The organism is Azotobacter beijerinckii (assembly GCF_900110885.1).
GTDB classification, from domain to species: domain Bacteria; phylum Pseudomonadota; class Gammaproteobacteria; order Pseudomonadales; family Pseudomonadaceae; genus Azotobacter; species Azotobacter beijerinckii.
Window position 1 is genome coordinate 1 of the sequence record NZ_FOFJ01000002.1, and the last position, 22360, is coordinate 22360.

A 22360-nucleotide genomic window follows, 5' to 3' on the forward strand; every position below is an offset into this window, starting at 1 on the left:
TCACGCTGTTCTGGGCTGAGGCTGGAGAGCTGAGCGATCCATCGCGTGAACTGACTCGCTTTCATGATCCACCTCCCGCATGCGGAGACGTCATGATCAGCTTAGCCTGCTGCAACAGTTAACTCAGACATAGCCAAAGAAAACCCGGCCAAGCCGGGTTTTCTCGAAGCATCGCCGGTATTACTTGGCTTGTGCTTCCACTTCCGCTTCCACGCGACGGTTGATCGCACGGCCGGATTCGGTAGCGTTGTCAGCCACCGGACGGGACTCGCCGTAGCCGACGGAGTCGACACGGCTGCCGGACACGCCGTACTGGTTGACCAGAACGTCGCGCACAGCATTGGCACGGCGCTCGGACAGCTTCTTGTTATAGGCGTCCGGACCGACGGAGTCGGTGTGACCTTCCACGGTGGTGGTGGTCTGCGGATACTGGTTCATGAAGTCAGCCAGGTTTTTGATGTCGGCGTAGCTTTCTTCCTTGACCTTCGACTTGTCGAAATCGAACTTGACGTCCAGTTCGACGCGAACCACCTCGGCGACGGCGGTGCAGCCCTCGGCATCGACGGTAGTGTTGGCCGGGGTATCCGGGCAGCGGTCGACGTTGTCGCAGACGCCATCGCTGTCGACGTCTGCACAGACTGCAGCCACCGGCTCCGGAGCAGGCTGCTTCTTGCCGGCACTGCCGCCGAAGTTCAGACCGACGCCCACGCCGCCCTGCCACTCGGTGTAGCCTTCGTCGATGTTGTACATGCCATCGACGCCGGCCCGCGCATAGAGCATGTCGGTGAAGTAATACTTCAGACCGGTACCGACGTTGATGAAGGTGCTCTGATCACGACCCGGCTTGGCTTGACCGATGCTCTGATAGGCTACACCGCTGGATACATAGGGGCGCAGACCCACGCCCGGCGAACCGAAATGGTAGATCGCATCGATGGAGGTCTGTTCGCCCTTGATATTCTTGTGCTGACCATTAACGCGGTCTTTAGTGGACACATCGTGATAAGTTCCGTACGACAGTGCCAACTCCACATCGTCGGTCAGAAAATAACCAATGGATGCGCCATAAAGTTCAGCATCATCATTCTCGATGTCACGGCTGCTGTCGTCAGTGTCGTAATGCTTGGCGAAGGCCTCCACCTCAACTGCGCCTTGGCCTTGGGCCAGCACGCTGAACGAAGATGCGGCGACCACCGAGCCAATAATGACGCCTAAGGTGTTTTTCAGTTTCATCCGTTTTTCCCCATCGTGGTGTTTGACGGTCAAGACAATCTCGAAGTTTGTTTTCAGCTAGATAGATAGCCGAGATCGCTATTCCGCTAAGAGGCTAGCTGTCAAGCTAAGGTTCAGCAAGCCCCGAAAATTTTTCCCGCAACCGATCCAGAGCCCTTTTGTAGCGCATTTTAGTGGCACTCAAGCCCATGTGCATGATGTCGGCGATCTCCTGGAACTCCAGTTCTGCGACAAATCGAAGCACCAGTATCTCCCGATCGATAGAGTTGACGTGCACCAACCAGCGATCAAGACCGCCGCGCTCCTCTAGTTTAGGCGCCTTTTCTTCCGACGCCTCCTCCAGTGGATCGAGACTCAGTGCATCCATCAAACGCCGCTTTCTTCGCTCTTTCCGGTATTGGGTGATGCATTCGTTATAGGTGATGCTGTAGAGCCAAGTCTTGAATTTCGACTTGCCCTCGAAATTCCTCAAGCCATAGAGAACCTTGAGCATAACTTCCTGGCAAACATCGTCGGCGTCCCGCTCGTTACCCAAGTATCTTGCGCAGACATTGAATAGCGTACGCTGATAGCGTTGCATCAACTCCGCATAGGCTCGAGTAATATGGAAAAGCTCGGCATGTGCACGCTCAACCAGCTCCTCGTCGGACAGCTCCTTAGGGTCGTATCGCGAAGCAATCGATTGGTCTGCGTTCAAGACAAGAAAGGCTGGCAGTCGGGTCGCGGCCGCCAAAGCCCAGACCTCAGGTTCAAATTGGCGGCATAGATTACCAGATCTTCGCGCTAACGGCTGCTAACTCGTTCATCCAACAGAGAACGGTTGGCCAGCGAAACCAGTTCGCCGTGGCTGGTCAACAGCGTCGTCTTGACCGTGCCGATCTCCTCGATCTGCCCCTCGAGATCACCGATCCTGACCGCCTGCCCCACGCGGTAGAGTTCGCGGACATAGATGCCGGCGATGATCTGGCCAGCAACCTCGCGACTGCCCAGACCCAGTGCGAGGGCAACCGCTACCCCCACGGAGACCAGCAGGATGGCAACGACCGTATTGAGCAGGTCGGTCTTGACCTCCAGCTGTCCGATCGCCACGGAAATGCTGATGATGATGACCAAACCCTGCACGATACGTCCCAAGCCGCCGGCATAGTCGAGTCCGACGCCCTCTGCCGCGCCACGCACCACGCCGTTGACCAGCTGTGCCAGCAGCAATCCGGCGAGCAAAATCAGCGCCGCGCCGAAGGCCTTGGGCAGATAGAGCGCCAGCACATCCAGAGTTGCGGAAACCCGCGCCAGGCCGAGCGACTCGGCGGCCGAGACCATGAACACGAGCAGCACGAACCAGTAGACAACCCTGCCGATCAGGGTCGAAACCGGCACCTGAATGCCGATCCGAACCAGTAACCGGGTCAGGCCGGTACCCGACATCAGGCGATCCAGCCCCACCTTCGCCAGCAGCTTGGACAACAGCGTATCGAGCAGCTTGGCCACGACGAAGCCGAGCAGCGCCACGATCAGGGCAACGAACAGATTGGGAATGAAGTTGGCTACCTTGGTCCAAAGCGTTTTCATGGCAGCAACCAGGCTTTGAGTCCAGGGGTCGAGTTCCATTTCAGTCAGCCTTGTCTGCAGAAGAATCGAGAGTGCTACGACGGGAGACAGGCGCAATATGGGGCGATCCGTTGTTCAGCCCTATCATCAGCGCCTCGAACCAATGTCCAACGAGGGCGAACAGATCGCCGGCACCCGCTTGGCGACTGGCCATTTTCAGGACACGCCCCAGCGCCGCATCGTCGTCATGGGCGAGCGCAGAAGACTTGAGCAGATCGCGTAAGGACTCTTCGAATGGATCGTGCATACGCACCTCCCGGGATGTAACGCCTAGACGAGGCCGTCTGCCGGCAGGTCACATCCGAGTCCATCCAAGCGCAGAACAGTCCACCGGTGACGGACGCTAGCAATGGATCGCAGACAGCGGAATACCCACAGGGTTTCCGCTGCCCGGCATCGCCTAAGCAAGCTGGCAAAACCGGCAGCACGGAAAGCGCACGGCTTGCACTCTCAGGGAGTAGGCTCGGAAGGAGATTACTCCGGCATCTTCAAAGCCTGCGGAGAGACGATGATGCCGTTGTTGTCGGCATACAGGTACTCGCCCGGCCGGAAGGTGACGCCACCGAAGGTCACCGGAACATTCAGATCGCCGATGCCTCGCTTGTCGGTTTTCATGGGATGGGTAGCCAGCGCCTGGACGCCGAGGTCGGTCTGGGCAATCACGTCCACGTCGCGAATGCAACCGTAGACGACCAGCCCTTCCCAGCCGTTGCGGGCGGCCTTTTCGGCGAGCATGTCGCCCAGCAGGGCGCGGCGCAGCGACCCCCCCCCATCTACCACGAGTACCTTACCCTTGCCATTCGTGTCGACCTGATCCTTGACCAGCGAGTTGTCCTCGAAGCACTTGATGGTGACGATTTCGCCGCCAAAGGAATCACGACCGCCGAAATTGTTGAACATCGGCTCGACCACCTGTACCAGCTCGGGATAGGCGTCGCACAGATCCGGGGTGACATATTGCATGGCAAAACTCCTCTGGAGAATTACAACAGGGTAGATGACCGCCGCCCGCCAGATCGAACTCGGCGCCGTGCCGGCAGCAACAGGGCAACGAGCATAGCGCCTCCGTCGACAGTGACTGATCGTAGGAAAACTTGGCGGCACATCTTAGCCGCGGGCCTGCCGGGGTGAAATGCCGGACCGGACGGAAACAGGTGCAAACGGGGAACGACATACGTCGAATATACAAATTCGCACGCGAAAAAAGGGCGGGAACTAGCCCACCCTTTTTTGCTCACCGACGCAACGGGCAATCAGCTCGCCAGCTGGCCCTCGGCCAGGAAGAACCAGGTATCGAGCACCGAGTCCGGATTCAGGGAGACGCTGTCGATTCCCTGCTCCATCAGCCACTTGGCCAGATCCGGGTGATCCGACGGCCCCTGGCCGCAGATGCCGATGTACTTGCCGGCCTTGTTGCAGGCATGGATGGCGCTGGACAGCAGCTTCTTCACAGCGGCGTTTCGCTCGTCGAACAGGTGGGCGACGATGCCCGAGTCGCGGTCAAGCCCCAGGGTCAGTTGGGTCAGGTCGTTGGAGCCGATGGAGAAACCATCGAAGTACTCGAGGAACTCCTCGGCCAACAGCGCGTTGGAAGGCAGCTCGCACATCATGATCACGCGCAGGCCATTCTCCCCACGCTTGAGGTCGTGACTGCCAAGCAGATCGATGACCTGGCTGGCTTCGCCCAGGGTGCGCACGAAGGGAATCATGATCTCGACATTGTCCAGCCCCATCTCGTTGCGTACTTTCTTGATCGCCCGGCACTCCAACTCGAAGCAATCGCGGAAGGACTCGCTGATGTAGCGCGAGGCGCCGCGGAAACCGAGCATCGGATTCTCTTCTTCCGGCTCGTAGAGCTTGCCGCCGATCAGGTTGGCGTACTCGTTGGACTTGAAGTCGGACATGCGCACGATGACCTTCTTCGGCCAGAAGGCGGCAGCCAGGGTGCTGATGCCCTCGACCAGCTTCTCGACGTAGAAGCCGACCGGATCGTCATAGCCGGCGATGCGTTTCTCGACGCTGGCCTTGATTTCCGGCGGCAGGCCGGCGAAGTTCAGCAGCGCCTTGGGATGCACGCCGATCATCCGGTTGATGATGAACTCCAGACGGGCCAGGCCCACGCCCTCGTTCGGCAACTGGGCGAAATCGAAGGCCCGATCCGGGTTGCCGACGTTCATCATGATCTTGAACGGCAGCTGCGGCATGGCATCGACGGAGTTCTTGCGGATATCGAAACCCAGTTCGCCTTCGAAGATGTAGCCGGTATCGCCCTCGGCACAGGATACGGTCACGCCCTGGCCATCCCGCAGCGCGGTGGTGGCATTGCCGCAGCCGACGACGGCCGGGATACCCAGCTCGCGGGCGATGATCGCCGCATGGCAGGTACGCCCACCCCGGTTGGTGACGATCGCGCTGGCGCGCTTCATGATCGGCTCCCAGTCCGGGTCGGTCATGTCGGAGACCAGCACGTCGCCCGGCTGAACCTTGTCCATTTCGGCAATATCGTGGATCACCTTGACTGGGCCGGCGCCGATGCGCTGGCCGATGGCACGCCCTTCGACCAGGATATTGCCCGTTTCCTTCAGCAGGTAGCGCTCCATCACGGTGGCACTGGCACGGCTTTTCACGGTTTCCGGACGGGCCTGGACGACATAGAGCTTACCGTCGTCGCCGTCCTTGGCCCATTCGATGTCCATCGGGCGACCATAGTGCTTCTCGATGATCAGCGCCTGCTTGGCCAGCTCGGTAACCTCGGCGTCGCTGATGCAGAATCGGGCACGCTCCTCGCGGCTCACTTCGACGGTCTTCACCGACTTGCCGGCCTTGGCCTCCTCGCCGTAAACCATCTTGATCGCCTTGCTACCCAGATTGCGGCGCAGGATGGCGGGACGACCGGCCTCGAGGGTCGGCTTGTGCACGTAGAATTCGTCGGGGTTCACGGCTCCCTGCACCACAGTCTCGCCGAGACCGTAGGCGCCGGTGATGAACACCACATCACGGAAACCGGATTCGGTATCCAGGGTGAACATCACCCCGGCGGTGCCGGTTTCCGAACGCACCATGCGCTGCACACCAGCGGACAGGGCGACCAGCTTGTGATCGAAGCCCTGGTGCACGCGGTAGGCGATGGCACGGTCGTTGAACAGGGAGGCGAAGACCTCCTTCGCCGCGCGGATCACGTTGTCCACGCCCCGGATGTTGAGGAAGGTTTCCTGCTGGCCGGCAAAAGACGCATCGGGCAGGTCTTCCGCGGTGGCGGAAGAGCGCACCGCCACCGCCAGGTTGTCATTGCTGCCCGCCATTTCGACGAAGGCCTTGCGGATAGCGGCATCGAGCTGAGCAGGCAGCTCGGCCTCCATCACCCACTGGCGAATCTGCGCACCGGTCTTGGCCAACGCATTCACGTCGTCCACGTCCAGTGCGTCGAGTGCGGCATGGATACGCTCGTTCAGGCCGCTTTGCTCGAGAAAGTCACGGTAGGCCTGGGCAGTGGTGGCGAAGCCGCCGGGAACCGACACGCCGGCACCGGACAGGTTACTGATCATTTCGCCCAGGGATGCGTTTTTGCCCCCTACTCGCTCCACATCGTGGACGCCGAGCTTGTCAAGGGAAACTACGTACTCTACCAAGATGAATTCTCCACTAGGGGGTTGGGTAGCTCAGGCGGAAGCTTTCCGCGCAATTCTGGCTTGACCCATGGAAATAAGTGACAATGCCAGGCAAGGAAACCCCCGGCGATGTCGGGGCCTATCATAGCCTAACTACCGTCATATCCTTAAGGCCAAGGGCACAATGAAACGAACCGCTTTCTTCATCTCCGACGGTACCGGAATCACCGCGGAAACCCTTGGCCAGAGCCTGTTGGCACAGTTCGAGAACATATCCTTCACCAAGATCACGCGCCCCTACATCGACACGGCGGAAAAAGCGCGTGGCATGGTGCAGCAAATCAATGGCGCCGCCGAAAAGGATGGCGCCCGACCGATCATCTTCGACACCGTCGTCAACCAGGAAATCCGCGACATACTGGCCAAATCGAACGGCTTCATGATCGACATCTTTTCGACCTTTCTCGCTCCGCTGGAGCACGAGTTGATGTCTCACTCGTCCTACTCCGTGGGCAAATCGCACTCCATCAGCCACAACTCCCACTACATGGAACGCATCGAAGCGGTGAACTTCGCCCTGGACAACGATGACGGCGCCCGCACCCACTACTACGACAAGGCCGACCTGATCCTGATAGGCGTCTCCCGCTGCGGCAAGACGCCAACCTGCCTGTACATGGCCATGCAGTATGGCATCCGCGCCGCCAATTACCCACTCACGGAAGAAGACATGGAGCGCCTGCAGCTGCCGAGCGCCCTCAAGCCCTATCGGGACAAGCTGTTCGGCCTGACCATCGACACCGAGCGCCTTGCCGCCATCCGCAACGAGCGCAAGCCGAACAGCCGCTACTCCAGCTTTGCCCAGTGCGAGTTCGAGGTACGCGAGGTGGAACAACTGCTGCGCCGCGAGAACATCCCCTACATCAATTCCACCCACTTCTCGGTGGAAGAGATCTCGGCGAAGATCCTCGTCGAGAAAGGTGTGGAACGCCGCTTCAAGTAGCTACCTGTCGAAACGACAGGCCCGAGCCATACACCCTCGCCACGTCAAACCCGGAAAAAGCCCGAGCCATCGGACCGGGGCTTCTTCGGGTCATTCTCTGCCGGCACGCTGAAGATTAGAACGCATCGCCGGGCACGCGAACCCAGCCCTCCATCAGCACACGGGCACTGCGACTCATGATCGCCTTGGTCACCGTCCACTCGCCGTCGACCTGCTTGGCCTCGGCGCCGACACGCAGGGTCCCCGACGGGTGCCCGAAGCGTACCGCGCTGCGCTCGCCACCGCCGGCGGCAAGGTTGACCAGCGTGCCGGGTATCGCGGCGGCGGTGCCGATGGCCACCGCGGCGGTGCCCATCATGGCGTGGTGCAGCTTGCCCATCGACAGTGCGCGCACCAGTAGGTCCACGTCGGCGGCGGCCACTGGCTTGCCGCTGGAGGCAACGTAATCCTTGGGCTTGGCGACAAAGGCCACTTTCGGCGTGTGCTGGCGCTTGGCAGCTTCGTCGACGTTCGCAATCAGGCCCATGCACAGCGCACCGTAGGCACGGATGGTCTCGAACATCGTCAGGGCCTTGGCGTCGCCGTTGATGGCCTCCTGCAGCTCGATGCCGGTGTAGCCGATGTCTTCGGCATTGACGAAGATGGTCGGGATGCCGGCGTTGATCATGGTGGCCTTGAAGGTACCGACACCCGGCACTTCCAGGTCGTCGACCAGATTGCCGGTGGGGAACATCGAACCACCGCCCTCGCCTTCGCCCTCGTCGGCCGGATCTAGGAACTCGAGCTGCACTTCGGCGGCCGGGAAGGTCACGCCATCCAGCTCGAAGTCGCCGGTTTCCTGCACTTCGCCGTTGGTGATCGGCACATGGGCGATGATGGTCTTGCCGATGTTGGCCTGCCAGATGCGCACGGTGCAGGTGCCGTTCTGCGGGATGCGGCGGGCATCGACCAGGCCGCCGCTGATGGCGAAGGCACCGACGGCCGCCGACAGGTTGCCGCAGTTACCCGACCAGTCGACAAAGGCCTTGTCGATGGACACCTGGCCGAACAGATAGTCGACATCGTGATCAGCCTTTTCGCTCTTGGCGAGGATGACGGTCTTGCTGGTGCTGGAGGTGGCACCGCCCATGCCATCGATCTGCTTGCCGTACGGGTCGGGGCTGCCGATCACCCGCAGCAGCAGCTTGTCGCGGGCCTCGCCGGATACCTGGCAGGCTTGTGGCAGGTCCTGCAGGCGGAAGAACACACCCTTGCTGGTGCCGCCACGGATGTAGGTGGCCGGGACGCGGATCTGGGGTACATGCGCCATGGGAGTCTTGTCCTCATGAGACTGTGCTGCCGGACGGCAGCACAGAGGTAGAAATGCGTGGTCCTGCCAGCACCCCATCCACCACAACAGCGGACGGGAGGACGGCAGGCGCCAGTCAGGCCTGACCGAGGAAGTCCTTGGCGAAGCGCTGCAGCACACCGCCAGCGGCGTAGACCGACACTTCTTCGGCGGTGTCCAGACGGCAGGTGACCGGCACTTCGACGGTCTCGCCGCTCTTGCGCTGGATGACCAGGGTCAGGTCGCAGCGCGGCGAGATGTCGCCCTTGACGTCGAAGGTCTCGGTGCCGTCGATGTTCAGGGTCAGGCGGTTGACGCCCGGCTTAAACTCCAGCGGCAGCACGCCCATGCCGACCAGGTTGGTGCGGTGGATACGCTCGAAGCCTTCGGCGACGATGGCCTCGACGCCGGCCAGACGCACGCCCTTGGCTGCCCAGTCACGCGAGGAGCCCTGACCGTAGTCGGCACCGGCGATGATGATCAGCGGCTGCTTGCGCTCCATGTAGGTCTCGATGGCTTCCCACATGCGCACGACCCGGCCTTCCGGCTCGATGCGCGCCAGCGAACCCTTCTTCACCTGGCCATCGACCACGGCCATTTCGTTCACCAGCTGCGGGTTGGCGAAAGTAGCGCGCTGGGCGGTCAGGTGGTCGCCGCGGTGGGTCGCGTAGGAGTTGAAGTCCTCCTCCGGCAGGCCCATCTTGGCCAGGTACTCGCCAGCAGCGCTGTTGGCCAGGATGGCGTTGGACGGCGACAGGTGGTCGGTGGTGATGTTGTCCGGCAGCACCGCCAGCGGACGCATGCCCTTGAGGGTCCGCTCACCGGCCAGCGCGCCTTCCCAGTACGGCGGGCGGCGGATGTAGGTGGACATCGGACGCCAGTCGTACAGCGGGCTCTTGGCTTCTTCCACGGTGCCCAGATCGAACATCGGGATATAGACCTGCTTGAACTGCTCCGGCTTGACGCAGGAGGCGACGATGGCGTCGATTTCCTCGTCGCTCGGCCACAGGTCCTTCAGGGTGATCGGGTTGCCGGCCGTATCAACGCCCAGCACGTCCTTCTCGATGTCGAAGCGCACGGTACCGGCGATGGCGTAGGCGACCACCAGCGGCGGCGAGGCGAGGAAGGCCTGCTTGGCGTACGGGTGGATACGGCCGTCGAAGTTGCGGTTGCCGGACAGTACGGCGGTGGCGTACAGGTCGCGGTCGATGATTTCCTGCTGGATCTTCGGATCCAGGGCGCCGGACATGCCGTTGCAGGTGGTGCAGGCGTAGGCAACGATGCCGAAGCCGAGCTTCTCCAGCTCCGGCAACAGGCCGGCTTCTTCCAGATACAGCTTGGCGACCTTGGAGCCCGGCGCGAAGGACGTCTTCACCCACGGCTTGCGCACCAGGCCCAGCGCGTTGGCCTTCTTGGCCAGCAGGCCGGCGGCGACCACGTTGCGCGGATTGGAGGTGTTGGTGCAGCTGGTGATGGCGGCGATGATCACCGCGCCATCCGGCAGCAGGCCTTCGGCCTCCTCGGCCTTGGCGGCGGCCAGCTTGGCTTCGTCGGCAATGCCGCGCTCGTGCAGGGCGGAGGTCGGCAGGCGCTTGTGCGGGTTGGACGGGCCGGCCATGTTGCGCACCACGGTGGACAGGTCGAACTCCAGCACGCGCTCGTAGTCGGCGCCGACCAGCGCATCGGCCCACAGGCCGGTGGTCTTGGCGTAGTTTTCGACCAGCGCCACCTGCTCCGGCTCGCGACCGGTCAGCTTGAGGTAATCGATGGTCTGCTGGTCGATGTAGAACATCGCCGCGGTGGCGCCGTATTCCGGGCACATGTTGGAGATGGTCGCGCGGTCGCCGATGCTCAGGCTGGCAGCGCCGTCGCCGAAGAACTCGACGTAGGCACCCACCACGCGCTCCTTGCGCAGGAACTCGGTCAGCGCCAGCACGATGTCGGTGCAGGTGATGCCGGGCTGATGCTTGCCGGTCAGCTTGACGCCGACGATGTCGGGCAGGCGCATCATCGATGCGCGGCCGAGCATCACGGTTTCGGCTTCCAGACCGCCGACGCCGATGGCGATCACGCCGAGGGCGTCGACGTGCGGAGTGTGGCTGTCGGTACCTACGCAGGTATCCGGGAAGGCCACGCCGCCACGGGCCTGGATCACCGGCGACATCTTCTCCAGGTTGATCTGGTGCATGATGCCGTTGCCGGCCGGGATCACGTCGACGTTCTTAAAGGCGGTCTTGGTCCACTCGATGAAGTGGAAACGGTCTTCGTTGCGACGGTCTTCGACGGCGCGGTTCTTCTCGAAGGCGTCCGGGTCGAAACCGGCGTACTCCACGGCCAGCGAGTGATCGACGATCAGTTGGGTCGGCACCACCGGGTTGACCTTGGCCGGGTCGCCGCCCTGTTCGGCAATCGCATCGCGCAGGCCGGCCAGGTCGACCAGCGCGGTCTGACCGAGGATGTCATGGCAGACCACACGGGCCGGGTACCACGGGAAGTCCAGGTCACGCTTGCGCTCGATGATCTGCTTCAGCGAGTCGGTCAGCATGGTCGGATCGCAGCGGCGAACCAGTTGCTCGGCCAGCACGCGGGAGGTGTAGGGCAGCTTGTCATAAGCGCCCGGCTGGATGACTTCGACGGCCGCACGGGTGTCGAAGTAGTCCAGTTGGGTACCGGGCAGGCTCTTGCGATATTGGGTGTTCATCTTACTTGCGCTCCTTGAGCGGCACGAACTTCAAGTCTTCCGGACCGACGTAGTTGGCGCTCGGACGAATGATCTTGCCGTCGATGCGCTGCTCGATGGCGTGGGCGGCCCAGCCGGAGGTACGGGCGATCACGAACACCGGGGTGAACATCGCGGTGGGGACGCCCATCATGTGGTAGCTGACGGCGCTGAACCAATCCAGGTTGGGGAACATCTTCTTGATTTCCCACATCACGCTCTCGAGGCGCTCGGCAATGTCGTACATCTTGGTGTTGCTCTGCTCGACACTGAGCTCGCGGGCAACTTCCTTGATCACCTTGTTGCGCGGGTCGGCAACGGTGTAGACCGGATGACCGAAGCCGATCACGACCTCCTTGCGCTCGACGCGGGCACGGATGTCGGCCTCGGCCTCGTCCGGGTTGTCATAGCGCTTCTGGATCTCGAAGGCCACCTCGTTGGCACCGCCATGCTTCGGCCCGCGCAGCGCACCGATGGCGCCGGTGATGCAGGAGAACATGTCGGAGCCGGTGCCGGAGATCACCCGGGAGGTGAAGGTGGACGCGTTGAACTCGTGCTCAGCGTAGAGGATCAGCGAGGTGTGCATGGCGCTCACCCAGGAGTCGCTCGGCTTCTTGCCGTGCAGCAGGTGCAGGAAGTGGCCGCCGATGGTGTCGTCATCGGTTTCCACCTCGATGCGCTTGCCGTTGTGGCTGAAGTGGTACCAGTACAGCAGCATGGAGCCCATGGAGGCCATCAGCTTGTCGGCGATGTCGCGGGCACCCGGGTGGTTGTGGTCGTCCTTCTCGGGCGACAGGCAGCCCAGCACGGACACGCCGGTACGCATCACGTCCATCGGGTGGGCAGAAGGCGGCAGTTGCTCGAGGGCGGCCTTCACGCCGGCCGGCAGGCCACGCAGGGCCTTGAGTTTGGCCTTGTAGCCAGTCAGCTCGGCGACGTTGGGCAGCTTGCCATGCACCAGCAGGTGGGCGATTTCCTCGAACTCGCAGGTGGTGGCGAAGTCGAGAATGTCATAGCCGCGGTAATGCAGGTCATTGCCGGTGCGACCCACGGTGCACAGGGCAGTATTGCCGGCGGCGGTGCCACTCAGGGCCACTGACTTCTTCGGCTTGAAGCCCACAGTGGTGGTTTCTGCGGTAGCGCTCATCGCTCGTTTCTCCTCATCCGGTTGGATATTTCTCTTGTTTTCCCCAGAGCCGACCTGCTCAGGCCGGCCCGGGTGCCGGGTCACTTCTTGGCTGCGAACAGCGCGTCGAGGTGCTGCTCGAACGCGTGGTAATTGATGCGCTCGTAGAGCTCCATGCGGGTCTGCATGGTGTCGACCACGTTCTTCTGGGTGCCGTCGCGGCGCAGCGCGGTGTAGACGTTCTCGGCCGCCTTGTTCATGGCGCGGAACGCCGACAGCGGGTAGAGCACCAGGGACACGTCGACCGAGGCCAGCTCCTCGGTGGTGTACAGCGGCGTGGCGCCGAACTCGGTGATGTTGGCCAGGATCGGCGCCTTCACCCGGTCGGCGAAGGTCTTGTACATCGCCAGCTCGGTGATCGCCTCCGGGAAGATCATGTCGGCACCGGCCTCGATGCAGGCGGCAGCGCGATCCAGCGCGGAGTTCAGACCCTCGACCGCCAGCGCGTCGGTACGCGCCATGATCACGAAGCTGTCATCGGTACGGGCGTCGACGGCGGCCTTGATCCGGTCGACCATCTCCTGCTGGGAAACGATTTCCTTGTTCGGCCGGTGGCCGCAGCGCTTGGCGCCGACCTGGTCCTCGATATGGATGGCGGCAGCGCCGAACTTGATCATCGACTTGACGGTACGGGCGACGTTAAAGGCCGAAGAGCCGAAGCCGGTGTCGACATCGACCAGCAGCGGCAGGTCGCACACGTCGGTGATACGGCGTACATCGGTCAGCACATCGTCCAGGCCGGTAATGCCCAGGTCCGGCAAGCCCAGGGAGCCGGCCGCCACCCCGCCACCCGACAGGTAGATAGCCTTGAAGCCGGCACGCTTGGCCAGCAACGCATGGTTGGCGTTGATGGCACCAACCACCTGCAGCGGATGCTCGCTGGCGACGGCATCGCGGAAACGTTGCCCGGCAGACGTCTGAGTCATGACTTACCCCTCTTATTGGCTGGATTGACCGGAGCGCTCTCATAGTGACGCTCCATGTTGCGCCGGGACGCAGCGATGTGCCGGCGCATCAGCAGCTCGGCCAATTCGCCGTCGTGGTCGGCGATGGCATCGAGAATGCGGTGGTGTTCGTTGAAGGCCTGGCGCGGCCGGTTGGGCGTGGAGGAGAACTGGATGCGGTACATGCGCACCAACTGGTACATCTCCCCGCAGAGCATGCGCACCAGCGTCTGGTTGCCGCTGCCCTGGATGATCCGGTAGTGGAAGTCGAAATCGCCTTCCTGCTGGTAATAGCCGACACCGGCCTGGAAGGCCGCATCGCGCTCGTGGGTATCCAGCACCCGGCGCAGTTCGTCGACGCCGGCCTGGGTCATGCGTTCGGCGGCCAGCCGGCAGGCCATGCCTTCCAGGGATTCGCGAATCTCGTACAGCTCGACCAACTCCTGGTGACTGAGCGAAACCACCCTGGCCCCCACATGGGGTACCCGAACCAGCAGTTTCTGCCCTTCCAGGCGATGAATGGCCTCGCGCAGGGGACCCCGACTGATGCCGTAGGTACGTGCCAACTCGGGCTCGGAGATCTTGCTGCCCGGCGCGATCTCACCCTTGACGATCGCCGCCTGGATGCGGCGGAAGACATGCTCGGAGAGTGTCTCGGAGTCATCCGGGATAGCCTGGGATGAATAAGTAGCGTCCAGCATATTGTCGACACTTCATGCCTTTGTTGCGCAGAAACTAGGCTTAAGCGATCTAACTGTCAAACACATCTTGCAGATTGTCGACAATCGTCGAATAAGGCGCGCCTCTCCGCCGCGCTCCCGAGAGCCGGGGCGACGATCCGCCGATATGAAAAACCCGTGCTAGAATGCGCGCCGCGCGCGGCCGGAGGCCTTGTCCGCACCCGCACGCCGCACCGGGCAGCGGGGTCCGTCCGCCCAGCCGATGCCTGAACCGTCGATCGCTTCCGCCCACAGGACCTATGAGATTCCAACCCCTTGCCCTGCTGTCTTGTCTGCTGCTCGTCCCCAGCCTGCTCCCTGCCGCCGAGAAGACCATCTATGGTCTAAACGAATACGTGTCGCTGCCCGAGATCAAGCTGGAGGTGTCGGCCAAGCTGGACACGGGGGCCGCGACGGCATCGCTCAGTGCCCGCGACATCAGCCGGTTCAAGCGCAACGGCGAGGCCTGGGTACGCTTCTACCTGGCCATCGACGATAGTCACGCACATCCCATCGAGCGGCCGCTGGCGCGGATCAGCAAGATCAAGCGCCGCTCCGGCGATTACGATCCGGAAGAGAGCAAGACCTACACCGCTCGCCCGGTCATCGAGCTGGACGTCTGCATGGGCGGCACTCTGCGCACCATCGAAGTGAACCTGACCGACCGGAGCGCATTCCAATACCCGCTGCTGATCGGCTCCGAGGCGCTCGCACGCTTCGGCGCTCTGGTCGATCCGAGCCTTAAATACGCAGCCGGCAAGCCCGCCTGCGCCACCGTTGCAAACTCCGCCGAGTAATACGCATGCGCGCTCTCAACCTGCATCTGAAAATACTGATCGTCCTCTTGGTGTCGATCGGGGTTCTGGTCACGGCGTATCAGATCTTCGTCCTGGGCATCCCGGTGACCGAAGACGAGACCGAGGACCTGTGGAACATCGACGCGCGCGTCGAATTCCAGGCCAATCCCCACGAGCCGGTGAAAGTGCAGATGTTCGCTCCGCCGCTCAATCAGGACTACGTCAGCCTCAACGAGAGCTTCATCTCCAACAACTACGGGGTGAGCGTCAACCAGGTCGGCAACAACCGCCGGGTAACCTGGTCGGCACGGCGCGTTAGCGGCAAGCAGACCCTTTACTATCGCCTGGCCCTGACCAAGCGCTATACCGGCGACCAGCCCAAGGCCAAGGGCCCGACCTTCCGCGACAGCATCCCACTGGAAGGGGCCGAAAAGATCGCCGCCGAAGCCCTGCTGGCGCCCATCCGCGAGCATTCGGCCGATGTCGAGACCTTCATCGGCGAGACCATCAAGCGGGTCAACAACCTCAACGACGACAACGTCAAGCTGCTCACCGCCGGCAACACCTCGACCTCGAACCGGGTCAGAATCCTCGAACTCCTGCTCTCCTCCGCCCATGTGCCGGTGGAGCGCGTGCACACCCTGCGACTGATCGCCGACCAGAAGATCAGCCCCGAACTCTGGATTCGCAGCTTCAATGGCGAGAAGTGGCTGTACTTCAACCCGGACAATGGCGAACAGGGCCTGCCGGCCGACCGCCTGATCTGGTGGACCGGCGACGAACCCCTGCTCAGCGTGGATGGCGGCAAGCAGGCCCAGGTCACCTTCACCCTGAACAACAGCGAGCTGAACGCCATCGGCCTGGCCAAGATGACCGACCAGAACACCGATGCCGACTTCCTCGAATACACCCTGTACGGCCTGCCGCTGGAAACCCAGCAGACCTACCAGATCATGATCATGATTCCGATCGGCGTGCTGGTGATCCTGATCCTGCGCAACCTGATCGGCATCCAGACCCTCGGCACCTTCACGCCGGTGCTGATCGCCCTGGCCTTCCGCGAAACCCAGGTGGGCTTCGGTATCATCCTGTTCACCCTGATCACCGCCCTCGGCCTGACGCTGCGCTCCTACCTCGAGCACCTCAAGCTGCAGATGCTGCCACGCCTGTCGGTGGTGCTGACCTTCGTGGTGGTGCTGATCGCCGTCATCAGCCTGCTCAGCCACAAGCTCGGCCTCGAGCGCGGCCTGTCGGTGGCGCTGTTCCCGATGGTGATCCTAACCATGACCATCGAACGCCTGTCGATCACCTGGGAAGAGCGCGGCGGCGGCCACGCTTTCAAGGTTGCCCTCGGTACCCTGATCGCCGCCTCGCTGGCCCACCTGCTGATGAACATTCCGCAGCTGACCTATTTCATCTTCACCTTCCCGACGGTGCTGCTGATCCTGGTGGGCTTCATGCTGGCGATGGGTCGCTACCGCGGCTACCGCCTGACCGAGCTGCTTCGCTTCAAGGCCTTCCTGAAGGACTGAGCCATGATCAACCTGTGGAAGAGATGGAAGGCCCTGCAAGCCAAGGGCATCATGGGCATCAACCGACGCAATGCGGACTATGTGCTGAAGTACAACAAGCGCAGCCTGTATCCCATCGTCGACGATAAGATCATCACCAAGCATCGCGCCATCGCGGCCGGCATCCACGTGCCGGAACTGTACGGGATCATCGAGACCGAGAAGGAAATCGAGAAGCTCGACCAGATCATCGGCGAGCACAGCGACTTCGTGATCAAGCCGGCCCAGGGGGCCGGCGGCGACGGCATCATGGTCATCGCCGACCGCTTCGAGGGCCGCTACAAGACGGTCTCCGGCAAGATCGTCACCCATGACGAGCTCGAGCATCACATCTCCAGCATCCTCACCGGCCTCTACTCCCTCGGCGGGCACCGGGATCGGGCGCTGATCGAATACCGGGTCAAGCCCGACCCGATCTTCAAGAACATCAGCTACGAGGGCGTGCCGGACATCCGCATCATCGTGCTGATGGGCTATCCGGTGATGGCCATGCTGCGCCTGCCGACCCGCCAGTCCAGCGGCAAGGCCAACCTGCACCAGGGAGCCATCGGCGTCGGTGTCGATCTGGCCACCGGCATCACCCTGCGCGGCACCTGGCTGAACAACAAGATCGCCAAGCACCCGGACACCACCAACCCGGTGGACGGCGTGCAACTGCCCGACTGGGACGGCTTCATGAAGCTCGCGGCCGGCTGCTACGAGCTCTGCGGCCTCGGCTACATCGGCGTGGACATGGTGCTGGACGAGACCAAGGGGCCCTTGATCCTCGAACTCAACGCCCGCCCCGGACTGAACATCCAGATCGCCAACGACTGCGGCCTGGTCCTTCGCACCCATGCGATCGAGACCCACCTGGCCGAGCTGGAGAAACGCGCCACTCAGGAGACGCCGGACGAGCGCGTACGCTTCTCCCAGGAGCTGTTCGGCCACGTTTCCATCGCTACCGTCTGACCCGAACGCTCCGCCCCCAAGGGGCGGAGCGCGCCCACCACTGGCATCCGGCGCTACAATCAGGCCTCGCCACAACCGACTCTCCCGCATGCCCAGTTGCCGTACCCACGCCCTCCCCTATAGCGCCGATCCAGCCGTCTATTTCGAGAGGATCCGCCAGGCCCCCGGCGCCGTGCTGTTCGACAGCGGCCAGCCAGCGTCGCAGCGGGGACGCTACGACCTGCTTAGCGCCTGGCCACTGGCCCGATTCAGCCCGGAACCCGGCGAGAGCGGCCGCGACTTCTTCCGCCGCCTGCGCCAGGCGACCGCCGGCCTGGGCTACGCACAAGCGCACGAGAGCCCCTTCGCCGGCGGCCTCATGGGCTACCTGTCCTACGACTTCGCCCGGCGCCTGGAGCGCCTGCCCAACGCCGTCCACGACGATCTGGCGCTGCCCGACGCCCAGATCGGCCTGTATGCCTGGGCACTGGTCAGCGATCACCAGTCGAGAACCACCGGGCTGGTCTTCCATCCCAGCCTGGACAGCACCGAATGCAAGCGCCTGAAGCAGTTGTTTTCCGCACCGGCCAAAATCCAGGCCGCGGAGTTCCACCTTGAAGCGGATTTCGCGCCAGACCTGCCCCCCGGCGACTACCGCCGGACCATCGAGCGCATCCTCGCCTACATCCAGGCCGGGGATTGCTATCAAGTGAACTTCGCCCAGCGCTTTCAGGCGCCCTTCCAGGGCGACCCCTGGGCCGCCTACCAAGCCCTGCGCCGGGCCTGTCCGACGCCCTTCGCCGGATACCAGCCACTGGCCGACGGCGGCGCCATTCTCAGCCTTTCGCCGGAGCGCTTCCTGCGAACCACCCACGGTCAGGTGGAAAGTCGGCCGATCAAGGGCACCCGCCCGCGCGGCCGCAACGACGCGGAGGATCGAACGCTCGCCGACGAACTCCGGAACAGCCCCAAGGACCGCGCCGAGAACCTGATGATCGTCGACCTGCTGCGCAACGACCTGAGCCGCAGCTGCCGACCCGGCTCGGTGCGCGTCCCCGAGCTGTTCGCCCTGGAGAGTTACCCGAACGTGCACCATCTGGTCAGCGCCGTCACCGGCGAACTGGCTTCCGGAAAGGATGCCCTGGAGCTGATCGCCGGCAGCTTTCCGGGCGGCTCCATCACCGGCGCACCGAAGATCCGCGCCATGCAGATCATCGACGAGCTGGAGGGTACGCGCCGCTCGATCTACTGCGGCTCGCTGTTCTACCTGGACGTGCGCGGGGAACTGGACAGCTCGATCGCCATCCGCACCCTGCTGGCCCGGAATGGGCGCATCAGTTGCTGGGGCGGCGGCGGTATCGTCGCCGACTCGGACTGGGAGGAAGAATACCGGGAGTCCATCACCAAGGTGCGGACGCTCCTGGAAACGCTGCGCGCCCTGTAACCGCTTATAACAAAAAAAGAATTCACCATTGGCGATCGCGCATTTAGGGGAGAAACTACCCCTTTGCTAGCATTTGCGACGCACCATCCCCAGCCGCTCATCGATACCTACTAGGAAAACCGCCTGATGAAGCAAGCCGTGAATACCGCCGAACTGGCCGCCGCCTGCGCCGGCAAATCGCCTCAGGAAATTCTGCAGATCGCCCTCGATCGCTTCGGCGAGGAACTGTGGATCTCCTTCAGTGGCGCCGAGGACGTCGTGCTGGTCGACATGGCCTGGAAGATCAACAAGAACGTCAGGGTCTTCAGCCTGGACACCGGCCGCCTGCACCCCGAGACCTACCGCTTCATCGAGCAGGTGCGCGAGCACTACGGCATCGCCATCGAGGTGCTCTCGCCCGATGCCCGCCTGCTCGAGCCCCTGGTCAGGGAAAAGGGGCTGTTCAGCTTCTACAAGGACGGTCACGGCGAATGCTGCGGCATCCGCAAGATCGAACCGCTCCGGCGTAAACTGGCCACCGTCCGCGCCTGGGCCACTGGCCAGCGCCGCGACCAGAGTCCCGGGACTCGCAGCCAGGTGGCCGCGTTCGAGGTGGATGGCGCCTTCTCCTCGCCGGACAGGCCGCTGTACAAGTTCAACCCGCTGGCGCAGATGAGCAGCGAGGAGGTCTGGGGCTACATCCGCATGCTGGAGATCCCCTATAACCCCCTGCATGAGCGGGGCTACATCAGCATCGGCTGCGAGCCCTGCACCCGCCCGGTACTGCCCAACCAGCATGAGCGCGAGGGACGCTGGTGGTGGGAGGAAGCCACTCACAAGGAGTGCGGGCTGCACGCCGGAAACCTGGCCGACAAGGACTGATCCGCCCGGCGGCTCGCCCCGTCAGTACACCGGTAGTTCGACCCCCTCGAACAGCGCGTCCAGCTCGGCCTTGTTGTGGCACTGCATGGCCTTGCTCAGGACGGTGCGGGTGAGGTGGGGGGCGAACCTCTCGATGAAGTCGCACATGAACCCGCGCAGGAAAGTGCCGCGGCGAAAACCGATCTTGGTCACGCTGGACTCGAAGAGCTCGCTGGCATCGAGAACGACCAGATCGTCGTCGAGCTTCTCGTCCAGCGCCATGCGAGCCACGATGCCCACGCCAAGACCGAGCCGCACATAGGTCTTGATGACGTCGGCATCGGCGGCGGTGAACACCACCTTGGGGGTCAGGCCGCGCTTGAGGAAGGCCTCGTCCAGCTTGGAACGCCCGGTGAAGCCGAATACATAGGTGACGATCGGATACTCGGCCACCGCCTCCAGCGTCAGCTTGGGCAACTTGCTCAGCGGGTGCCCTTGGGGTACCACCACGCAACGGTTCCAGCGGTAGCAGGGCATCATGATCAGGTCGCTGAACAGCTCCAGCCCTTCGGTGGCAATGGCGAAGTCGACGGTTCCGTCGGCCGCCATCTCGGCGATCTGTGTCGGCGTCCCCTGGTGCATGTGCAGGGAAACCTCCGGGTACTGCCGGATGAAGGCACTGATCACCGGCGGCAAGGCATAGCGCGCCTGCGTATGGGTCGTCGCAATGGACAGGGTGCCCTTCTTCTCGTTGGAGAACTCCTGGGCGATCTGCTTGATGCTTTCCACCTTGCGCAGGATTTCCCCGGCAGTGATGATGATCCGTTCGCCAGCCGGTGTCACCCGCGTCAGGTGCTTGCCGCTGCGCGCGAAAACCTCCACCCCCAACTCGTCCTCCAGGAGACGGATCTGCTTGCTGATGCCGGGCTGTGACGTATAGAGGCTCTGGGCGGTGGCCGATACGTTGAGATCGTGGTGCGCAACTTCCCAGATGTAACGCAGTTGCTGAAGCTTCATGGCTGTCCCTCAACCCAAGATAACGAACGCCCGCAAAATGACAGCATTCTTATAACCATTATTGATAGTTTACTGGATAAAGCCAGACGATTCGTCACCTCAATCGCATTCCTGCCCCCAACTGGCCAATCACCGCCAAGCGCAGCATTCTCCGAAAGCCCATTGTCGACGCCGCGCATAACGCGTTAAGGTTCTCCCTTCCCCCATTGCCTCACCAGCCGTGTCCCGTCGCGTGGGGATGCTGGCGGCTGGCACCGTGACCTGACGAGTAACCCGATGGCCGATTTACCGATCAATGACATCAACATTGTCTCCAACGACCCCCTGATCACCCCCGAGCAGCTCAAGACCGAAATTCCCCTGAGCGCCGCCGCCATGCACACCGTCTCCCACGGTCGCGAAGTCATCCGCAACATTCTCGACGGCAAGGATCATCGCCTGTTCGTGGTCGTCGGACCGTGCTCCATCCATGACGTCAAGGCGGCACAGGAATACGCGGAGCGCCTGAAGGGCCTCTCCGCGGAGGTCTCCGACACCCTGTTCCTAGTGATGCGCGTCTACTTCGAGAAACCCCGCACCACCGTCGGCTGGAAAGGTCTGATCAACGACCCTTACCTGGACGACACCTTCAAGATCCAGGAGGGGCTGCACATCGCTCGCCAGCTGCTGCTCGACATCGCCGAGACGGGACTGCCGACCGCCGGCGAGGCCCTGGATCCGATTTCCCCGCAGTACCTGCAGGATCTGTTCAGTTGGTCGGCCATCGGTGCCCGCACCACGGAGTCCCAGACCCACCGCGAACTGGCCTCCGGCCTGTCGTCTGTCGTCGGCTTCAAGAACGGCACGGATGGCAGCCTGACCGTGTCGATCAACGCGCTGCAGTCGGTGTCCAGACCCCATCGCTTCCTCGGCATCAACCAACAGGGCAGCGTCTCAATCGTCGCCACCAAGGGCAACGCCTACGGGCACGTCGTTCTGCGTGGCGGCAATGGCAAGCCCAACTACGATTCGGTCAGCGTCGCCATCTGCGAGCAGGAACTGAACAAGGCCGGCATCCTGCCGAACATCATGGTGGATTGCAGCCACGCCAACTCGAACAAGGATCCGGCCCTGCAGCCACTGGTCATGGCCAACGTCGCCAACCAGATCCTCGAAGGCAACTCGTCCATCATCGGCCTGATGGTGGAAAGCAATCTGGGCTGGGGCAGCCAGTCGATCCCCGCGAATCTGGACGACCTCAAGTACGGGATCTCCGTCACCGACGCCTGCATCGACTGGGACACCACGGTCAAGGCCGTTCGCGACATGCACACCAAACTCAAGGACGTCCTGCCGAAACGAAAGCGCCACTGATCGCCAGAAATAGCGACGCCGGGGATCACCCGGCGTTTTTCGTTCGTGGCGACCCCTTTTA

At 62.6% G+C, this 22360-nt stretch carries 19 protein-coding genes; 7 read left to right on the forward strand and 12 right to left on the reverse strand.

Translation table 11 applies throughout. From position 1 onward, the window contains the following. Positions 1-180: 180 nt before the first annotated feature. The 6 genes from BMY22_RS00965 to ppsA form a co-directional block, all read right to left on the reverse strand. Entirely contained in the window at positions 181-1233 is a 1053-nt protein-coding gene (locus BMY22_RS00965; protein ID WP_090618858.1) for an OmpA family protein, read from the reverse strand. 106 nt (positions 1234-1339) lie between these two features. After that, positions 1340-1930 carry an RNA polymerase sigma factor SigX gene (gene sigX / locus BMY22_RS00970; protein WP_090619098.1) on the reverse strand — a complete coding sequence of 197 codons (591 nt, stop codon included), beginning with the start codon at positions 1928-1930 and terminating at the stop codon, positions 1340-1342. Between the two features lie 86 nt (positions 1931-2016). After that, a complete protein-coding gene (locus BMY22_RS00975; protein WP_090618860.1) occupies positions 2017-2841 on the reverse strand; it encodes a mechanosensitive ion channel family protein in 825 nt (274 codons plus the stop codon). 1 nt (position 2842) lies between these two features. Further along, complete coding sequence (locus BMY22_RS00980; RefSeq protein WP_170849272.1) at positions 2843-3094, reverse strand: CrfX protein; 252 nt, start codon at positions 3092-3094, stop codon at positions 2843-2845. A 221-nt stretch (positions 3095-3315) separates the two neighbouring features. Then, positions 3316-3804, reverse strand: coding sequence for a ribonuclease E activity regulator RraA (rraA, locus tag BMY22_RS00985; protein ID WP_090618863.1), 489 nt, complete (start codon positions 3802-3804; stop codon positions 3316-3318). Between the two features lie 290 nt (positions 3805-4094). Continuing rightward, positions 4095-6470 carry a phosphoenolpyruvate synthase gene (gene ppsA, locus BMY22_RS00990; protein WP_090618865.1) on the reverse strand — a complete coding sequence of 792 codons (2376 nt, stop codon included), beginning with the start codon at positions 6468-6470 and terminating at the stop codon, positions 4095-4097. Between the two features lie 163 nt (positions 6471-6633). On the opposite strand from ppsA, the gene ppsR reads away from it, so the two are divergent. Continuing rightward, positions 6634-7452, forward strand: coding sequence for a posphoenolpyruvate synthetase regulatory kinase/phosphorylase PpsR (ppsR, locus tag BMY22_RS00995; RefSeq protein ID WP_090618867.1), 819 nt, complete (start codon positions 6634-6636; stop codon positions 7450-7452). A gap of 115 nt (positions 7453-7567) precedes the next feature. On the opposite strand, the gene prpF is transcribed toward ppsR, so the two are convergent. The 5 genes from prpF to BMY22_RS01020 form a co-directional block, all read right to left on the reverse strand. Then, positions 7568-8761, reverse strand: a complete 1194-nt coding sequence (gene prpF / locus BMY22_RS01000; protein ID WP_090618868.1) for a 2-methylaconitate cis-trans isomerase PrpF — start codon at positions 8759-8761, stop codon at positions 7568-7570. A 115-nt stretch (positions 8762-8876) separates the two neighbouring features. After that, positions 8877-11480 (reverse strand): Fe/S-dependent 2-methylisocitrate dehydratase AcnD, encoded by a 2604-nt coding sequence (gene acnD, locus BMY22_RS01005; RefSeq protein WP_090618870.1) that lies wholly within the window; start codon positions 11478-11480, stop codon positions 8877-8879. A gap of 1 nt (position 11481) precedes the next feature. Further along, a complete protein-coding gene (gene prpC, locus BMY22_RS01010; RefSeq protein WP_090618872.1) occupies positions 11482-12645 on the reverse strand; it encodes a bifunctional 2-methylcitrate synthase/citrate synthase in 1164 nt (387 codons plus the stop codon). An 80-nt stretch (positions 12646-12725) separates the two neighbouring features. After that, complete coding sequence (gene prpB, locus BMY22_RS01015; RefSeq protein ID WP_090618874.1) at positions 12726-13610, reverse strand: methylisocitrate lyase; 885 nt, start codon at positions 13608-13610, stop codon at positions 12726-12728. Further along, the gene (locus BMY22_RS01020; protein WP_090618875.1) at positions 13607-14329 is read right to left on the reverse strand and encodes a GntR family transcriptional regulator; all 723 of its coding nucleotides are present in this window, start codon (positions 14327-14329) and stop codon (positions 13607-13609) included. The genes prpB and BMY22_RS01020 overlap by 4 nt, the downstream gene beginning before the upstream one ends. Before the next feature lie 278 nt (positions 14330-14607). Here BMY22_RS01020 and rloA point away from each other — a divergent pair, with 278 nt between their 5' ends. From rloA to BMY22_RS01045, 5 genes are all read left to right on the forward strand, one after another. Then, entirely contained in the window at positions 14608-15144 is a 537-nt protein-coding gene (gene rloA, locus BMY22_RS01025) for a retropepsin-like aspartic peptidase RloA (protein WP_090618877.1), read from the forward strand. Positions 15145-15149: 5 nt separating this feature from the next. Then, complete coding sequence (rloB, locus tag BMY22_RS01030; protein ID WP_090618878.1) at positions 15150-16676, forward strand: osmotic stress tolerance membrane protein RloB; 1527 nt, start codon at positions 15150-15152, stop codon at positions 16674-16676. A 3-nt stretch (positions 16677-16679) separates the two neighbouring features. Further along, positions 16680-17666: an alpha-L-glutamate ligase-like protein gene (locus BMY22_RS01035; RefSeq protein WP_090618880.1), complete on the forward strand. Its 987-nt coding sequence runs from the start codon at positions 16680-16682 to the stop codon at positions 17664-17666. Between the two features lie 88 nt (positions 17667-17754). Further along, positions 17755-19089 carry an aminodeoxychorismate synthase component I gene (gene pabB / locus BMY22_RS01040; RefSeq protein WP_090618882.1) on the forward strand — a complete coding sequence of 445 codons (1335 nt, stop codon included), beginning with the start codon at positions 17755-17757 and terminating at the stop codon, positions 19087-19089. Positions 19090-19215: 126 nt separating this feature from the next. Beyond that, entirely contained in the window at positions 19216-19950 is a 735-nt protein-coding gene (locus tag BMY22_RS01045; protein ID WP_090618883.1) for a phosphoadenylyl-sulfate reductase, read from the forward strand. 21 nt (positions 19951-19971) lie between these two features. Here BMY22_RS01045 and cysB read toward each other — a convergent pair whose 3' ends face one another. Next, positions 19972-20946: an HTH-type transcriptional regulator CysB gene (gene cysB, locus BMY22_RS01050; protein ID WP_090618885.1), complete on the reverse strand. Its 975-nt coding sequence runs from the start codon at positions 20944-20946 to the stop codon at positions 19972-19974. 276 nt (positions 20947-21222) lie between these two features. Here cysB and BMY22_RS01055 point away from each other — a divergent pair, with 276 nt between their 5' ends. Next, a complete protein-coding gene (locus BMY22_RS01055) occupies positions 21223-22299 on the forward strand; it encodes a 3-deoxy-7-phosphoheptulonate synthase (RefSeq protein ID WP_090618886.1) in 1077 nt (358 codons plus the stop codon). The last annotated feature ends 61 nt before the right edge of the window (positions 22300-22360 follow it).

What these genes read in the sequence shown, in the direction of transcription:
- prpC (WP_090618872.1), bottom strand. Translation starts at nt 12,645, where the DNA reads ATGAGCGCTACCGCAGAAACCACCACTGTGGGCTTCAAGCCGAAGAAG.
- BMY22_RS00975 (WP_090618860.1), bottom strand. Translation starts at nt 2,841, where the DNA reads ATGGAACTCGACCCCTGGACTCAAAGCCTGGTTGCTGCCATGAAAACG.
- rloB (WP_090618878.1), top strand. Translation starts at nt 15,150, where the DNA reads ATGCGCGCTCTCAACCTGCATCTGAAAATACTGATCGTCCTCTTGGTG.
- acnD (WP_090618870.1), bottom strand. Translation starts at nt 11,480, where the DNA reads ATGAACACCCAATATCGCAAGAGCCTGCCCGGTACCCAACTGGACTAC.
- cysB (WP_090618885.1), bottom strand. Translation starts at nt 20,946, where the DNA reads ATGAAGCTTCAGCAACTGCGTTACATCTGGGAAGTTGCGCACCACGAT.
- BMY22_RS01055 (WP_090618886.1), top strand. Translation starts at nt 21,223, where the DNA reads ATGGCCGATTTACCGATCAATGACATCAACATTGTCTCCAACGACCCC.
- ppsR (WP_090618867.1), top strand. Translation starts at nt 6,634, where the DNA reads ATGAAACGAACCGCTTTCTTCATCTCCGACGGTACCGGAATCACCGCG.
- prpF (WP_090618868.1), bottom strand. Translation starts at nt 8,761, where the DNA reads ATGGCGCATGTACCCCAGATCCGCGTCCCGGCCACCTACATCCGTGGC.
- rraA (WP_090618863.1), bottom strand. Translation starts at nt 3,804, where the DNA reads ATGCAATATGTCACCCCGGATCTGTGCGACGCCTATCCCGAGCTGGTA.
- BMY22_RS01035 (WP_090618880.1), top strand. Translation starts at nt 16,680, where the DNA reads ATGATCAACCTGTGGAAGAGATGGAAGGCCCTGCAAGCCAAGGGCATC.
- BMY22_RS01020 (WP_090618875.1), bottom strand. Translation starts at nt 14,329, where the DNA reads ATGCTGGACGCTACTTATTCATCCCAGGCTATCCCGGATGACTCCGAG.
- prpB (WP_090618874.1), bottom strand. Translation starts at nt 13,610, where the DNA reads ATGACTCAGACGTCTGCCGGGCAACGTTTCCGCGATGCCGTCGCCAGC.
- rloA (WP_090618877.1), top strand. Translation starts at nt 14,608, where the DNA reads ATGAGATTCCAACCCCTTGCCCTGCTGTCTTGTCTGCTGCTCGTCCCC.
- BMY22_RS01045 (WP_090618883.1), top strand. Translation starts at nt 19,216, where the DNA reads ATGAAGCAAGCCGTGAATACCGCCGAACTGGCCGCCGCCTGCGCCGGC.
- pabB (WP_090618882.1), top strand. Translation starts at nt 17,755, where the DNA reads ATGCCCAGTTGCCGTACCCACGCCCTCCCCTATAGCGCCGATCCAGCC.
- BMY22_RS00965 (WP_090618858.1), bottom strand. Translation starts at nt 1,233, where the DNA reads ATGAAACTGAAAAACACCTTAGGCGTCATTATTGGCTCGGTGGTCGCC.